Here is a 15032-nt window from a genome sequence, read left to right as displayed (position 1 = left end):
GGCCACCTGTGGCAGTACTGCTTCAATCTGCTGAATCAATCTCAAGAAAACTTCAGGGGCAATGGAGTTACCATCAACACAAATACGCTCACACCAACTCAACAGATGGGGCGAGGTATAACGACCCGTTCGATAACCCGCTGCCCGTAAAACACTATCCAGATAGGCACACACCGAGCCTTTACCATTGGTTCCTGCAACGTGAACCAAAGGCACTTGTAACTGGGGAGACCCCAAAGCACTCAGCAGTGCTTGGATAGGTTCAAGGCCAAGGCGAATTCCAAAACGGGCATAGGGACTCAATGCTGCCGTCAGTGGATCAGTCACAGCCGGCCAGATTGAAAAGGATTAGCGGGGTTCGCGGCGACCATTGCGCCATGTAGCAATAATGCGAGAGCCATCTGGCAGGGTGAGCACCCCCTGTCCTTCAAATAAGCCATTGCGAAACTCTCCGGCATAGCTTGTGCCATCTCCAAAGGAGAGCGTCCCTGTTCCATGATACTTGCCCGCCAGAAACTGCCCCTCATAGCGGGTACCGTCGGGAAAAGTGAGCACCCCCTCCCCATGATACTGACCATTGAGAAACGTGCCCGCGTAGCGTTGGCCGTTGGCCAGTTGCAAAACTCCCTTGCCGTTAAAGATGCCATCCGCAAAGCCACCTTCGTAGCGTCCACCATCAGCATAGGTCAGCACCCCTTGACCGTGGTAGCGGCCATTGCGAAATTCCCCCTCGTAACGGTTGCCATTGGCCATTGTGAGAATGCCTTGGCCATTAAAGCGGCCATTCAGCAATTCCCCTTTGTAGGTACTGCCGTCGGGGAGAGTCATGCTTACGTCCCCGCTGACGCGTCGCCCTTCATAGACGGCGATTTGAGCAGTGACAGGAGCCAAGGGCAGGGTTGCACATCCTAAACCAACAAAGCAAAAACTCATCACCCAGCGGTGGATAACAGCAGGATTTGGGTAGTGCGGATGAGTCATTACTGGACACTCCACAAGGGTGGACAATTGCAACTTCTCTAACTGGCACAGCTAACTGCCTATGCAAAATTGAGACAGAGGGCCGGCAACTAAACCCTAAGATTTTCCTAAGGATTTTGGCCGGGGGTTTACAAGTTTCAACTGTTTTCTTTTCCGACATCTGCCTCTGTGAAACTGGGTTTTGTCTGGCGACAGGGATTACGTCTTCAATTCCCCCTGACGCGGATTCTCTCTCTGCCGACTTGCCCTACGCTGTTGACTTTCGCGGCAATGATTGGCTTTGGCAGTGCAACAGCCGCATTCTTGATGGGAGCACCTCTTTTGGGGCTGCGTCTAGGTCGGTTTCTAGCCGATGGGTCAACCATGGCCGCAGATCCAGGGGCGATCGCCCCCATTGTCGTGAACACGAATAAAGCAGCAGCCTTGGGGGCGTCACTGCAACGGTGGTTTCCGCACTCTATTGGCAAGCCTGACCTTTCGATGATTATCAACGGTATTCTTGCAGGACTGGTGGCGATTACGGCGCCCTGTGCCTTTGTTACCCTTGAAAGTGCGACCTTGCTTGGCATTATTGTTGGTACGGTTATTACTTTTTCGGTAGTGGCAAGCAACCAGCTAAAAATTGATGCCCCCGTGGCAGCGATTTCTGTGCACCTCGTTAATGGTATCTGGGGTACTCTAGCGGTAGGTCTCTTTGCCGATGGTTCAGGGCGCTTTCATGAAGCTGGGGAGGGATCTCTGAAGGCATTACTCTGGAGTGGTGACTTTACCGTTGCCCTTAGTACAGCAGTGTGTCTACTCCTGAACGCCCCTATTGGCATCCGCGTTTCCCCCAAAGAGGAAATCGAGGGGCTGGATATTGGCGAGCATGGCATGGCAGCCTATACCGGCTTCCTTTTCCGCGAAGAAGTCAAAGGATTTGTGGATTTGCTAAAACGGATGTCCGGCAGTGGTTGCTCTTAGGGTAGGCTTAACACTCGTATTGGCATTGGGAGCCTTGCTGGTTCTCAGCCCCTTTCTAGTGGTGCTCTGTACGTCGGGCTGGCCACCGGGAACCTTGCCCACCCAACTGTTGCCCCCTCAAGGCTGGACATGGCAAAGCTATCAAGCGGCATGGCAGCAGGGACACTTTATCTTGGCTTTTGTCAACTCCACCTTTGTGGCTTTGGCGGTGACGGCGCTTCAGTTGGTGACCTCAGCCTTAGCAGGTTACGCCCTTGCGCGGCTTTCGTTTCCGGGACAACGCTTCATTCTGCTGCTGATATTGGCGACGCTGGTCATCCCCTTTCAACTCTTGGTTATCCCAATTTTTCTCATCCTCAAGGCGGCTCATCTCATCAATACCTATGGGGCTTTGATTTTACCTACTGCCGCCAATGGCTTTGGCGTGTTTTTAATGCGGCAGTTTTTTCTCACGCTACCCGTTGCCCTTGAGGAAGCAGCACTTTTGGATGGGGCAACTCGGTGGCAAGTGCTCTGGCATATCCTCTTGCCCCTGAGCCGACCGGCCTTGGTGACGCTGTTTATCTTTACCTTTATTGGGGAGTGGAATGATCTCTTTAAGCCCTTGGTCTTTACCACCAAACCAGAACTGATGACGGTGCAGCTTTCCCTAGCCAATTTTCAGGAGCAGTTCACCAACGATTGGCCGTTGATGATGGCGGCGGCGGTGATTGCCACCGTACCGGTGATGATTTTGTTTATTTTGGGTCAGCGGCAACTCATTCGTGGCATTGCTACTACGGGGCTAAAAAGCTAAAGCTCCGTTCGGAAAACCGTACTGCAACAGGAGTTGCGATCGCCAACTGTCTCTCGCTACATTAGCACTCGAAGGGTGAGAGTGCTAAACCATTGCCAGTCAAGCTCTTACCCCCCAGAGACTGCGCGATTAGCCGTGCAGTGAGTATATCAATCCATACTCTTACAAGTGGGAGAACAGTACGCTATGGCACCCGTATCTCTAAGCGTTTCAACTGTGAAGCCTTTGGGCGATCGCATTTTTGTCAAAGTCAGCGAAAGTGAAGAACGCACCGCAGGGGGCATCCTGCTGCCCGACAACGCCCGTGAAAAACCCCAAGTGGGCGAAGTGACCGCCGTAGGTCCCGGTAAACTCACTGAAGACGGCAAGCGTCAGCCGATGGATGTGAAAGTGGGGGACAAAGTGCTGTACTCCAAATATGCCGGTACCGAAGTGAAACTGGCGGGCGAAGACTACGTTCTCCTCTCGGAAAAAGACATCTTGGCCATTGTTGGCTAGGTCGCTGACTCCCTTTCATTCCTGTGCGATTTTTCATCACTGTTGAACGATTGAGGTAGGAAACACATATGGCGAAGCGCATTATCTACAACGAAAATGCTCGTCGTGCCCTGGAAAAAGGGATGGACATTTTGGCTGAATCCGTGGCCGTGACCCTAGGTCCGAAAGGGCGGAACGTGGTTCTGGAGAAAAAATTTGGTGCGCCGCAAATTGTCAACGACGGTGTTACCATTGCCAAAGAAATTGAACTGGAAGATCACATTGAAAACACGGGTGTAGCTCTCATCCGTCAAGCCGCCTCGAAAACCAATGATGCTGCCGGCGACGGTACCACTACGGCGACGGTGCTGGCCCATGCCATGGTGAAAGAAGGGTTGCGCAACGTTGCCGCCGGTGCGAACCCCATTGCCCTGAAACGGGGGATTGACAAAGCCACCCAGTTCCTTGTCGAAAAAATTGCTGAACATGCCCGTCCTGTGGAAGATTCCAAAGCCATTGCCCAAGTGGCTGCCATTTCCGCGGGGAACGATGAAGAAGTGGGTCGGATGATTGCCGATGCCATGGACAAAGTGGGTAAAGAAGGCGTGATCTCCCTCGAAGAGGGCAAATCCATGACCACCGAACTGGAGGTCACCGAGGGGATGCGCTTTGACAAGGGGTATATCTCCCCCTACTTTGCCACCGATACCGAGCGCATGGAAGCGGTGCTCGATGAACCCTTCGTGCTGGTCACCGACAAGAAAATTACCTTGGTTCAAGACTTGGTGCCGATCCTCGAACAAGTGGCTCGCGCCGGTAAACCCTTGGTGATCATTGCCGAAGACATCGAGAAAGAGGCTCTAGCGACCCTGGTGGTCAACCGTCTGCGCGGTGTCTTGAGTGTGGCTGCGGTGAAAGCTCCCGGCTTTGGCGATCGCCGTAAAGCGATGCTCGAAGATATTGCCGTCCTCACCGGGGGTCAAGTGATCACCGAAGATGCGGGTCTGAAGCTGGAAAATGCCAAGCTGGATATGCTGGGGAAAGCTCGCCGCATCACAATCACCAAAGATCACACCACGATTGTGGCGGAAGGCAATGAAAAAGCCGTCAAAGCTCGCTGCGAGCAAATCCGTCGCCAAATCGAGGAAACCGACTCCAGCTACGACAAAGAAAAACTGCAAGAGCGGTTGGCCAAACTGGCCGGTGGTGTGGCGGTGATTAAAGTGGGTGCCGCTACCGAAACCGAGATGAAAGATCGCAAACTCCGTCTGGAAGATGCGATTAACGCTACCAAAGCTGCCGTTGAAGAGGGGATTGTCCCCGGTGGTGGTACCACCTTGGTGCACCTTGCTCCTGAGCTGAGCAACTGGGCCGCCGAGCACCTGACGGGTGAAGAACTGATTGGTGCCAACATTGTTGAGCGTGCCCTTAGCGCTCCTTTGCGTCGCATTGCCGAAAACGCCGGGCAAAATGGTGCCATCATTGTCGAACGGGTTAAGGAAAAACCCTTCGATGTGGGGTATGATGCCGCCAAAGATGAATATGTCAACATGTTTGATGCCGGTATTGTTGACCCTGCTAAAGTCACCCGCTCGGCTCTGCAGAATGCGGCCTCCATTGCCGGTATGGTGCTGACCACCGAGTGCATCATCGTTGACAAGCCCGAACCCAAAGAAAACAATCCTGCGGGCGCCGGTGCCGGCATGGGCGGTGACTTCGACTACTAAGCCCAACCCGTCGTAACCTAAGTCGCACTCAAAGCGGGGAGCCTATACCCCGCTTTTTTTATTTGGTGTCTCCAAAAGGGTCTGGCAGCATTGCTATAATAGCCCTCAATGTAACGTTTTTTAACATTTGCACTTTTGCAGCATGGGCGATCCAGTCCCGACGGGTGAAATTCGCATTCGGGGTGCACGACAACACAATCTAAAAAACATTGACCTCGATCTGCCCCGCGATCGCCTGATTGTGATGACGGGGGTTTCGGGGTCGGGCAAGTCCTCCCTTGCCTTTGACACCATTTTTGCTGAAGGCCAGCGCCGCTACGTAGAGTCCCTCAGCGCCTATGCTCGCCAATTTCTCGGCCAGTTGGATAAGCCCGATGTGGATGCCATTGAGGGGCTGAGTCCGGCCATTGCCATTGATCAAAAGTCCGCTTCCCACAATCCCCGCTCAACTGTGGGAACAGTTACGGAAATCTACGACTACTTGCGGCTCCTCTATGGCCGTGCAGGTGAACCCCACTGTCCCCATTGCGATCGCTCGATTCGCCCGCAGACCGTTGATGAGATGGTGGATCAGGTCATGCAGTTACCGCTGCAAACGCGGTTTCAGATCCTTGCTCCTGTGGTCAAGGGCAAAAAGGGCAGCCACAAAAAGCTGCTATCGAGTCTGGCCGGTGAAGGCTTTGTGCGCGTGCGCATTGATGGTGAGGTGCGCGACCTCAGTGAGGCTATTGAACTGGATAAAAACCAGGCTCACACCATTGAGATTGTGGTGGATCGCCTTGTGCTGAAGCCGGGGATTGAGGAACGCTTAGCCGATTCCCTGCGAACGGCGTTGCACCACGCCAACGGTACAGCCATGATCAGTGTCGTGCCCCGTGAAGCTGAGGCGGAGGAGCAAACACTCCTGTTTTCAGAGAATTTCGCCTGCCCTGAGCATGGGGCAGTGATGGATGAGCTATCCCCGCGGCTGTTTTCCTTTAACTCCCCCTATGGTGCCTGTTCAGAGTGTCATGGCCTGGGCTACCTACGCAAATTTAGCCCGGAGTTGATTGTCCCCAATCCTGAACTCCCCGTCTATCTGGCGATCGCCCCTTGGGCAGAGAAGGAACATGACTACTACCTTGCCCTACTTTGCGGCGTTGCCGAGGCCTTTGGCTTTGACATCAACACCCCTTGGTACCGCCTCACAGAATTACAGCGGGAAATTATTCTCTACGGCACCGACGCCCCGATTCGCATCCCCGCCGATTCCCGCTATCGCAAACGGGACTACTACCGCCAATTTCAAGGGGTGATCCCCATTTTGGAGCGGCAGTACCGCGAGACCACCTCCGAGACCTACCGCCAAAAGCTAGAAGAATACCAAGTCAACCAAACCTGCCCCGCCTGTGGTGGGCAACGCCTCAAACCGGCTGCTCTGGCGGTACGCTTGGGGCAGTATCGCATTACCGATCTCACGAGTGTTTCAATTCGCGAGTGCTTGGCACGAATTCAATCGCTACAGCTAAGCCGGCGACAACAGCAAATCGCTGAACTGGCCCTGCGGGAAGTGACGGCGCGGTTGCAATTTCTAATTGATGTAGGGCTGGATTACCTGACGCTGGACCGCAGTGCAGCTACCCTCTCTGGCGGCGAAGCCCAGCGCATTCGCTTGGCCACCCAAATTGGCTCTGGCCTGACCGGCGTGCTCTATGTCCTCGATGAACCGAGTATTGGCCTACATCAGCGGGATAACGATCGCCTGCTGAAAACACTCTTTCGCCTGCGGGACTTGGGGAATACGCTAATTGTGGTCGAACACGATGAGGACACAATCCGCGCTGCCGATCACATTGTGGATATTGGCCCAGGCGCAGGGGTGCATGGCGGTCAGATTGTGGCCCAGGGCAACTTAGAGGCAATTCTCAACCATCCTGACTCCCTGACGGGCGCCTATCTATCGGGACGCAAGCGCATTGAAACCCCCAGCGATCGCCGAGCCGGCAATGGCCAGTCCCTTGTTCTCAAAAACGTCTCCCGCAACAATCTCAAAAACATCACCGTAGAAATTCCCCTTGGCAAGCTGGTGTGTCTGACGGGGGTCTCAGGATCGGGCAAATCCACCCTGATGCACGAAGTGCTCTACCCTGCGCTTCAACACCATCTGGGTCAGCCTGTGCCCCTGCCGAAGGAACTGGGGGGCATTGAAGGCTTGAACGCCATTGATAAGGTGATTGTCATTGACCAGTCTCCCATTGGCCGCACCCCCCGCTCGAACCCTGCCACCTACATTGGGGTTTTTGACGTGATCCGTGAGGTCTTTAGCCAAACCGTTGAGGCCAAGGCACGGGGCTATAAACCAGGACAATTTTCCTTCAACATTAAGGGTGGTCGCTGTGAAGCCTGTGCAGGTCAAGGGGTGAATGTAATTGAGATGAACTTTCTGCCCAATGTCTATGTCCGGTGCGAGGTGTGCAAGGGGACACGCTACAACCGCGATACGCTGCAGGTGAAGTACAAGGGCTGCTCAATTGCCGATGTTTTAGAGATGACCGCCGAGACGGCGCTGACTTTTTTTGCAAATATCCCCAAGGCGGTAAGCAAGCTGCAAACCCTCGTGGATGTGGGCTTAGGGTATTTGAAACTGGGGCAAACGGCACCCACACTCTCTGGCGGTGAAGCGCAACGCTTAAAATTGGCAGCTGAATTGTCGCGCCGCGCAACGGGCAAAACACTCTACCTCATTGATGAGCCGACCACAGGACTGTCTTTTTACGATGTCCACAAACTCCTCGATGTGTTGCAGCGGCTGGTGGACAAGGGCAACTCGGTTCTGGTCATTGAACACAATCTCGATGTGATTCGCTGTGCCGATTGGATTATTGATCTAGGGCCAGAGGGGGGCGATCGCGGGGGAAATGTAGTTGCCGTCGGTACCCCTGAAGCGGTGGCACTGATGCCCCAATCCTACACAGGGCAGTATCTCGCCAAGGTCTTAAATCGCACCGCTCCCAAGTGACAGGAGTAGAATACTGATTGCTCTGCCCTGCGGTGTGCTATGCCAACGATGACCCTCTCCATTTCCTGTCCCGATCAGCGGGGGCTGGTGGCCAAATTGGCACAGTTTGTCTATCGCTACAACGGGAACATTGTCCATGCCGACCACCACACCGATACCGTTGCGGGCATTTTTCTCTCGCGCCTGGAGTGGGAACTGGAGGGTTTTGAGATTCCCCGCGATCAAATTGCCACGACATTCATTAACTATGCCCAGCGGGAAAAGGTCTTTGCCAGTTGGGCGGGGGTGCACTGGCAGTTGCGGGCGTCGGATATTCCCTATCGCCTGGCCATTTGGGTGAGCCGCCAAGATCATTGCCTCTGGGATCTGCTGCTGCGACAGCGGGCGGGGGATCTCTTTGCCGAAATTCCCCTAGTTATCAGTAACCATGAGCATTTGCGTCCCATTGCCGAGCAGTTTGGCATTGACTTTCACTATATTCCCGTGACCCCAGAAACCAAGCCCCTCGCGGAAGCCAAAGAACTACAACTTCTCAGGGACTACAAGATTGATTTGGTGGTGCTGGCCAAGTATATGCAGGTGCTCAGTGCTGAATTTATTGAAGCCTTTCCCCAAGTGATTAACATTCACCATTCATTTTTGCCTGCCTTTGCGGGAGCCAATCCCTACCACCGTGCCTATGAGCGGGGGGTGAAAATCATCGGCGCCACTGCCCACTATGCCACAGCAGACTTGGATGAAGGGCCAATTATTGAGCAGGCGGTTGTGCCTGTGAGTCATCGCGATACGGTGGCGGATCTGATTCGCAAGGGCAAGGATTTGGAGCGGGTGGTGTTGGCGCGGGCAGTGCAGCTGCATTTACAAAATCGGATTCTCGTGTACGGCAATCGCACCGTAGTGTTTACCTAGGGGCTGATGGGAACTGGCTACACCATTGCCGCAGATAGTCACACCCCCCTCTATTAGCAGGTATAATCAAAGGATATTCTGCCCCTGCGGTTTCACTGACTATGCCCTTCGAGATCAATCACGGCTTGGGTCGCTTTAACTCTCAACGAGATCTCCATGCTGCCCTGGGGGTTCCATTGTCGGCAACACCAGGGGAAATTCGCAAGCGATATCTGAAAATTGCAAAGACACTGCACCCCGATAGCCGTGATGATGAAGCGGGTAGAAAAATCGCCAGTGATTTGCTCTCCAAGTTTGTGAATCCTGCCTATGAGGTGCTGTCCCAAGAAAAAGAGCGGGAAGAATACCAAGTCATTTTGCGCTTGCTCGAAAAGCAACTGCTAACGGCCAACATTGTGCCAACGCCCACCTTTGATTTGGCCCAGGAAGTCTTTAACGCTGCCAATGTTGAAGAGGCCTATCAAAAGGCCCTCAATACCCTTGCCCAAGATCAATACACAGACTTAAACAATGCCCTTAAGATTAGTGAACAAATTAGCGAACTCAATTTAATCTATCTGTGGCGATCGGCGGGAGGTAAAGCAACAGCAGCAGCACCTACAGTTTCTGCGCCTGCGCCGCAACCTAAACCAGAGGATACTCAGGTGCGTGCAACCTCAGCAACAACACCGCCCGCAGAGACTTCAAAAACAGGGCAACTTACAGAGCCATACTTGCGACGGGCAGAGGAACTTTTGAATAAAGGGATTTATCTGGAGGCCATCAAAGAACTGAAGGATGCCCTGAAGATTGACCCCCGCAGTGCCCGCTGCAATGCTCTACTAGGCAAGGTGTACCTAAAACAAGGCTCCTTGAGTATGGCCAGAATTCACTTTAATCAAGCCCTGAAGCTCAATCCTCAAGAGGTGACGGCAATACAGGGACTCGAAGAAATTAACAAGAGGGAGCGCAAAGCACAGCAACAGCAAAAAAATCCTGAGCCGCCCAAGCCAGAGAAAAAGAGAGCTTCCTTCTTTGGTCTTTTTGGGAAAAAGTAATTCACTATGGTGTATCAACCCGCCTGTGGTGCCCGCGATATTTTACCCCTGGATGTGGCACGGCAACGGTGGCTAGAGCAACGCCTAGAGCGCGTCTTTCAAAGCTGGGGCTACCAAGAAATTATCACACCCACAATCGAGACCCTAGCAACCCTGACGGCGGGGGGTACTGTCCATCCAGAAACGGTCATTCAAGTACAGGGGAGCAGTGGTGAACCCTTGGGATTGCGGCCCGAATTAACGGCTTCGATCGCCCGCGCCGCCGTGACTCGTATGGCAGGAAGGCAACTGCCCCAAAGGCTCTATTACAAAGCCAATGTCTTTCGGCGAACGACGGCTACACACTTGGGCAACCAGCAGGAATTTTTCCAAGCAGGGGTGGAGCTAATAGGGGCAACAGGTTTAGCGGCGGATGCCGAAATTCTCTGGCTGGTGCAGGAGTGCCTTGGGGCCTTAGCGGTTGAGGAGGCCTATCTGTTGGTGGGGGATGCCCACCTAACGCAACAGTTGCTCGGTACCTTTCCGGCGGAATTGCAAAAAATTGTACGCCAATGCTTGGCCAATTTAGACCGCGTGAGTTTGCAGGCTCTAAGCCCCCCTTGGGGCGATCGCGCCCTTGCCCTGTTTGATCTGCGGGGTACCCCGCAGGAAGTGGGGGAGCGCTTGGCACGGTGGTCTGAGGTGGCAGGGGTCGCCGATCGCTTTGCAGAACTTCAACAGTTGCTGGGCTTGGTGGCCAAATCCTTCTCTATTACTCTTGATCTCAGCCTTGTGCAGTCCTTTGATTACTACACGGGAATTATCTTTGAGGTCTTGATTCCCACGGAAACGGAACTGCGGTTGGTGGCTCAAGGGGGACGCTATGATCAACTGCTCAGTATTTACCATCCCGACGGTGTCTCTGTGCCGGGGATTGGTTTTGTCTTTAATGTGGAGGCGCTTCTTCAGGCGATCGCTATTCCCTCAGCTGCCCTATTAGCCCCCCGCAGTCAATGGCTTGTGGTTCCCCGCACACCCAACGCCCTCGCCGCCGCCCTACACCATGCTCAAACGCTGCGCCTAGATGGTTCTACCCGCGTGGAGTTGTCACTCCTTGATCTGACCCCCGAGCAAATCCGCGCCTATGCCCGCGATCGCCAGATTCCCTATATTGCTTGGATTGAGACGGATGCGCCACCGCAGATTGAAGCCCTCGGTGATGGGGCAACCCATTTGCAGATTCAGAGTGTCTAGGCCATGTTAACGATTGCCCTACCCAAAGGCGCCCTGCTTAAGGACAGTATTGCTTACTTCCAACAGGTGGGCTTGAACTTTGAGGCACTCCTAGAGCCAGGGAATCGCCAACTCCAAGTGCTTTCTCAGGATGGTCGTGCCCGCGCCCTTTTAGTCCGTGCCCAAGATGTTCCCGTCTATGTGCAGTATGGCCAAGCGCAGTTGGGGATTGTCGGCTATGATGTGTTGCGGGAAAAAAATCCCCACGTCGCCAAACTGGCGGATCTGGGTTTTGGTCAATGTCGGCTGTCGGTGGCCGTCAAAGCCTCTAGCCCCTACCGCAGTGCCCGCGATTTGCCCCCCCATTGCCGCGTGGCCTCAAAGTTTGTCCGCTGCGCCGATGCCTTTTTCCAGCAGCTAGATTTGCCTGTGGATATCGTGCCTCTCTATGGTTCGGTAGAACTGGGGCCAATTACGGGTATGGCAGAGGCGATTGTGGATTTGGTGTCAACGGGGCGCACCCTCAAGGAAAACGGCCTTGTGGAGTTAGAGCAAATCTTCACCAGCACAGCCTACTTAATTGCCCACCCCCGCAGCTATCGCCTTAACCTCAATGGTCTTGGAAACTACGTTCCGCAGTTAACAGGGGCGATCGCCTGATTACTTTTGCCCATGCACAAACATCGCTGGCAGGGGTTCGCTCACAGACCCCCGACAGTTACTATTGGCGCGATTGAGTTCCTGAACCTTTTGGTGTGCCCGCTGCCATGCCTCGACAAAACGGCTAACACGAATGGGGTCAATGGGTTGTTCAATTTGACCGTTGCGCTTCAGGGAACTAGCAACAATGACGCCGTTGACGTAGGGCACTAACTGCTCAACATTGTCCCAAGAGGCACCACTGCCGATAAAGAGGGGCTGTCCCTTGGCTGCACTGGCAGCGACCGATAGATCTTCCTCGGCGGGCGGGTGTCCCGTTGCCCAACCGGAGAGAATCACCCCATCAGCAAGTCCCCGCTCAAAGGTGTCCCGCACCGCAGCGGCGAGGTTCGGACTGTGGAGGGGCTGGGCATGCTTCACCATCACATCGGCGAAAATTTTGATGTCTTGCCCCAGTTCGCGGCGGTAGCGCAGCAGTTGGTGGGCTTGACCTTCAATAATGCCCTGATCCGTGGCCATTACCCCGGTGAGCACATTGACACGGATAAATTGTGCCCCGGTACAGGCCGCGATCGCCAGACCACTGAAAGCATCATTGCGCAGCACATTCAGGCCAATGGGCAAGGCCACCAGATTCTTTAACCGCTGCACCACCAAGGTCATAGCACTGACAACGGCTGCATCCACCCGATCTTTAGTGAAGGGGGCGTCAAAGAAATTCTCAACAATGATGGCATTGGCTCCCCCTGAAGCAAGGGCTGTGGCTTCCTGTTCTGCGCGGTCAATAACCGCCTTGAGGCTCCCTCCCCAACGGGCGGAGGTGGGCAAGGGAAGGAGGTGGACAACACCAATGACTGGGGTTGCAGTGTGAAAGAGCGTTCGGAGATCCACAGCGATTTCGGCGATAGGTGAACAGTGCAGGTATAACAGGAGGAGTGAAAGGCACTCTACACAAGCGCAATGGCAGAATGCACTGACTTAAGTTTAAGTATATCCCCGTCTGACCCCCCCCTCGCTGCGATCGCCCTCGGAAGCAACCTGGGTGAGCCATTGCGGCAACTGCGCTCGGCCGTCCAAATGCTTGCCCAAACGGCGGGGATTGATGTCCTAGCCTACTCGCCGTGGTATTACACAGTCCCTGTAGGGCCGCCCCAGCCGAACTACTGGAATGGTTGCCTCATTGCCCGAGTACAACTGTCCCCTTGGGCACTTTTGAAAACCCTGCAGAGGATTGAGGTGCAGTTTGGCCGCCAACGCCAAGAGCATTGGGGTGCCCGTACCCTTGATCTTGATCTGCTGCTCTACGGCGATCGCGTGATCACCACCGCCGAACTCACCCTGCCCCATCCCCGCCTGGCAGAACGCCCCTTTGTCCTTGCCCCCTTAGCGGCGATCGCCCCCCACTGGCGACATCCAGTTTTAGGTGAAACCATCCAGACTCTGCGGCAGCAAGTGGGGGATGTGGGGATTATTGCCGTTCTTTCTGACGATGCTGGCGAAACCATGTGTGCAACTGTTGCCGACAGGCAGCCGCCTGAACGCCGCTGATGACCTGGAGTCGGTGGAACGCCGCCGGACTCTGCGGCAGTTGCAGTACCGAGTCAATCGCCCCTGCTTTCGGGTCAGCCGTTCCATAGATAAGGGTATGGATGCGGGCTTGAATAATTGCCCCCGCACACATTGGGCAAGGCTCCAGCGTAACATAGAGGCGACAGCCGGTTAAATACCAAGTCCCCAAGCGCTGCCCCGCCCGCCGCAAAGCAATGATTTCCGCATGGGCAGTGGGGTCATGATCCCGCTGACGGCGGTTTTCGCCGGTGGCAATGAGTTCATTTTCAGCACTGACAATCACCGCCCCCACGGGCACTTCGTCGGCAGCTCCTGCCTGCGCTGCAAGGGCGATCGCCTGCTGCATCCAAAAGTCATGGATTTCTGTTTCCGATAAGGGGAGAATGTCCAGCCTCGCACTCCTGTTGCCGCAGCGGCTATGGTACTATTTTTTCAGCACTCTTGCGATCGCTAAATTCTTTGGGAAAACACCATGATTGATGCTTTGGTTTTGATTGCGAAACTGCCAGAAGCCTACGCCATTTTTGATCCCCTTGTGGATGTGCTGCCGGTCATTCCCGTCCTCTTTTTGGCTTTGGCCTTTGTTTGGCAAGCAGCTGTTGGCTTTCGTTAAAAACCGCTCTGGTTCAAATTCCGCCATTGACATGCCCCGTTGGTTTCAGCGGGGTTCTTCGTGGTTTTTGGATGCTTTTCCTCTATGGCAGGTCACAGTAAGTGGGCAAATATTAAACGGCAAAAAGCGCGGGTAGATGCCCAAAAGGGGAAGATCTTTGCACGGCTATCGAGGGCAATCATTATTGCTGCCCGTCATGGGGGAGGCGATCCAGCAGGTAACTTTCAACTGCGCAGTGCCATTGAGAAGGCTAAAGCCGCAGGAATTCCCAGCGAAAATATCGAGCGAGCGATCGCCAAGGGCACCGGTACCCTCGATAGCGAGGGACCCCTTGAAGAGATTCGCTACGAAGGCTATGGCCCCGGTGGGGTTGCCTTCTTAATTGAGGCTCTCACGGACAATCGCAACCGCACCGCCGCAGATCTGCGGGCCGCCTTTAACAAACATGGTGGCAACTTGGGGGAAACGGGCTGTGTGAGCTGGATGTTTGAAGAATGGGGCATTGTCACTGTGGCTGCGCCGACGGATGAGGAGGCCTTCCTCGAAGCCCTACTGGCGGCTGATGTCGAAACCTACGAGATTTTAGAGGAAGTGGCCGAGGTGCGCTGTCCTGTGCCTGCCCTTGAAAAGGTTAGCGAAACGCTCAAAGAACAGGGTTACACCGTCATTGAGACCGAAAGCCGCTGGGTCTCCCTGAACACCGTAGAAATCACCGACGAAGACACAGCACGGCGCGTTCTTAAGTTAATGGATACCCTTGAAAACCTGGACGATATTCAAAGTGTGGCGACCAATGTAGCCATGAGTGATGCCCTTATGGAAGCCATGTACGTTTAGGCATCCGTAATTTTACGGAATCTAAGCGCCAATTGCTGGGGTGTAAGGGTGGCCAAAGTTAAGTGAAAACACGGTAGGCAGCCGTTATTACCCGTGGCAGGATAACAATACAGCTGCAGGGGTGCACCAAAGCAAGTTGTGGGTTACAGATTGAGGTGCTAGGCGGAGCGATCGCTCCTCTTCTGTGGTTGGTGTTGATTGTCAGTGTGTTCCTGCGTCGGCTCGTGTGTGTTCCTTAGGTTCCCTGTTAAAA

The 15032-nt window shown here is 54.3% G+C and carries 15 protein-coding genes and 1 pseudogene; 12 read left to right on the top strand and 4 right to left on the bottom strand.

Annotated features, from left to right (window positions below; genetic code table 11):
- Both Q0711_RS10390 and Q0711_RS10385 read right to left on the bottom strand, forming a co-directional pair.
- Nucleotides 1–327: pseudogene (locus Q0711_RS10390) on the bottom strand (bifunctional folylpolyglutamate synthase/dihydrofolate synthase); the annotation flags it as partial.
- A gap of 21 nt (nt 328–348) precedes the next feature.
- Nucleotides 349–981: a hypothetical protein gene (locus Q0711_RS10385; RefSeq protein ID WP_298612547.1), complete on the bottom strand. Its 633-nt coding sequence runs from the start codon at nt 979–981 to the stop codon at nt 349–351.
- Nucleotides 982–1149: 168 nt separating this feature from the next.
- Between Q0711_RS10385 and Q0711_RS10380 the strand changes: the two genes are divergently transcribed.
- The 9 genes from Q0711_RS10380 (at nt 1150) to hisG (ending at nt 11760) form a co-directional block, all read left to right on the top strand.
- Nucleotides 1150–1944 carry a hypothetical protein gene (locus tag Q0711_RS10380; protein ID WP_298612544.1) on the top strand — a complete coding sequence of 265 codons (795 nt, stop codon included), beginning with the start codon at nt 1150–1152 and terminating at the stop codon, nt 1942–1944.
- The gene (locus Q0711_RS10375) at nt 1931–2740 is read left to right on the top strand and encodes a carbohydrate ABC transporter permease (protein ID WP_366142468.1); all 810 of its coding nucleotides are present in this window, start codon (nt 1931–1933) and stop codon (nt 2738–2740) included. The genes Q0711_RS10380 and Q0711_RS10375 overlap by 14 nt, the downstream gene beginning before the upstream one ends.
- Before the next feature lie 186 nt (nt 2741–2926).
- The gene (gene groES / locus Q0711_RS10370) at nt 2927–3238 is read left to right on the top strand and encodes a co-chaperone GroES (RefSeq protein WP_298612538.1); all 312 of its coding nucleotides are present in this window, start codon (nt 2927–2929) and stop codon (nt 3236–3238) included.
- A 68-nt stretch (nt 3239–3306) separates the two neighbouring features.
- Nucleotides 3307–4944: a chaperonin GroEL gene (gene groL / locus Q0711_RS10365; protein ID WP_298612535.1), complete on the top strand. Its 1638-nt coding sequence runs from the start codon at nt 3307–3309 to the stop codon at nt 4942–4944.
- A gap of 142 nt (nt 4945–5086) precedes the next feature.
- Nucleotides 5087–7942 (top strand): excinuclease ABC subunit UvrA, encoded by a 2856-nt coding sequence (uvrA, locus tag Q0711_RS10360; protein WP_298617826.1) that lies wholly within the window; start codon nt 5087–5089, stop codon nt 7940–7942.
- A gap of 39 nt (nt 7943–7981) precedes the next feature.
- Nucleotides 7982–8851 (top strand): formyltetrahydrofolate deformylase, encoded by an 870-nt coding sequence (gene purU / locus Q0711_RS10355; protein WP_298617829.1) that lies wholly within the window; start codon nt 7982–7984, stop codon nt 8849–8851.
- A gap of 101 nt (nt 8852–8952) precedes the next feature.
- Entirely contained in the window at nt 8953–9888 is a 936-nt protein-coding gene (locus Q0711_RS10350) for a DnaJ domain-containing protein (protein WP_298617831.1), read from the top strand.
- A gap of 6 nt (nt 9889–9894) precedes the next feature.
- The gene (locus tag Q0711_RS10345) at nt 9895–11121 is read left to right on the top strand and encodes an ATP phosphoribosyltransferase regulatory subunit (protein ID WP_298612958.1); all 1227 of its coding nucleotides are present in this window, start codon (nt 9895–9897) and stop codon (nt 11119–11121) included.
- A gap of 3 nt (nt 11122–11124) precedes the next feature.
- On the top strand, nt 11125–11760 hold the full coding sequence (gene hisG, locus Q0711_RS10340) for an ATP phosphoribosyltransferase (protein WP_298612955.1): 636 nt from the start codon (nt 11125–11127) through the stop codon (nt 11758–11760).
- Here the strand turns inward: hisG and btpA are convergent, their stop codons facing one another.
- Complete coding sequence (btpA, locus tag Q0711_RS10335) at nt 11761–12651, bottom strand: photosystem I biogenesis protein BtpA (protein ID WP_298612952.1); 891 nt, start codon at nt 12649–12651, stop codon at nt 11761–11763.
- 69 nt (nt 12652–12720) lie between these two features.
- On the opposite strand from btpA, the gene folK reads away from it, so the two are divergent.
- Nucleotides 12721–13308 (top strand): 2-amino-4-hydroxy-6-hydroxymethyldihydropteridine diphosphokinase, encoded by a 588-nt coding sequence (gene folK, locus Q0711_RS10330; RefSeq protein ID WP_298612948.1) that lies wholly within the window; start codon nt 12721–12723, stop codon nt 13306–13308.
- Here folK and tadA read toward each other — a convergent pair.
- Nucleotides 13229–13720, bottom strand: coding sequence for a tRNA adenosine(34) deaminase TadA (gene tadA, locus Q0711_RS10325; protein WP_366142470.1), 492 nt, complete (start codon nt 13718–13720; stop codon nt 13229–13231). The genes folK and tadA overlap by 80 nt on opposite strands.
- An 84-nt stretch (nt 13721–13804) precedes the next feature.
- On the opposite strand from tadA, the gene Q0711_RS10320 reads away from it, so the two are divergent.
- Both Q0711_RS10320 and Q0711_RS10315 read left to right on the top strand, forming a co-directional pair.
- Nucleotides 13805–13942, top strand: coding sequence for a photosystem II reaction center protein K (locus Q0711_RS10320; protein WP_041429384.1), 138 nt, complete (start codon nt 13805–13807; stop codon nt 13940–13942).
- 84 nt (nt 13943–14026) lie between these two features.
- Nucleotides 14027–14779 (top strand): YebC/PmpR family DNA-binding transcriptional regulator, encoded by a 753-nt coding sequence (locus Q0711_RS10315; protein ID WP_298612942.1) that lies wholly within the window; start codon nt 14027–14029, stop codon nt 14777–14779.
- Nucleotides 14780–15032: the final 253 nt, after the last annotated feature.

Source organism: uncultured Thermosynechococcus sp. (assembly GCF_937958135.1).
Lineage (GTDB): Bacteria > Cyanobacteriota > Cyanobacteriia > Thermosynechococcales > Thermosynechococcaceae > Thermosynechococcus.
The sequence above is the reverse complement of the archived record's forward strand: the minus strand, read 5'-3'. Positions and strand labels throughout refer to the sequence as shown.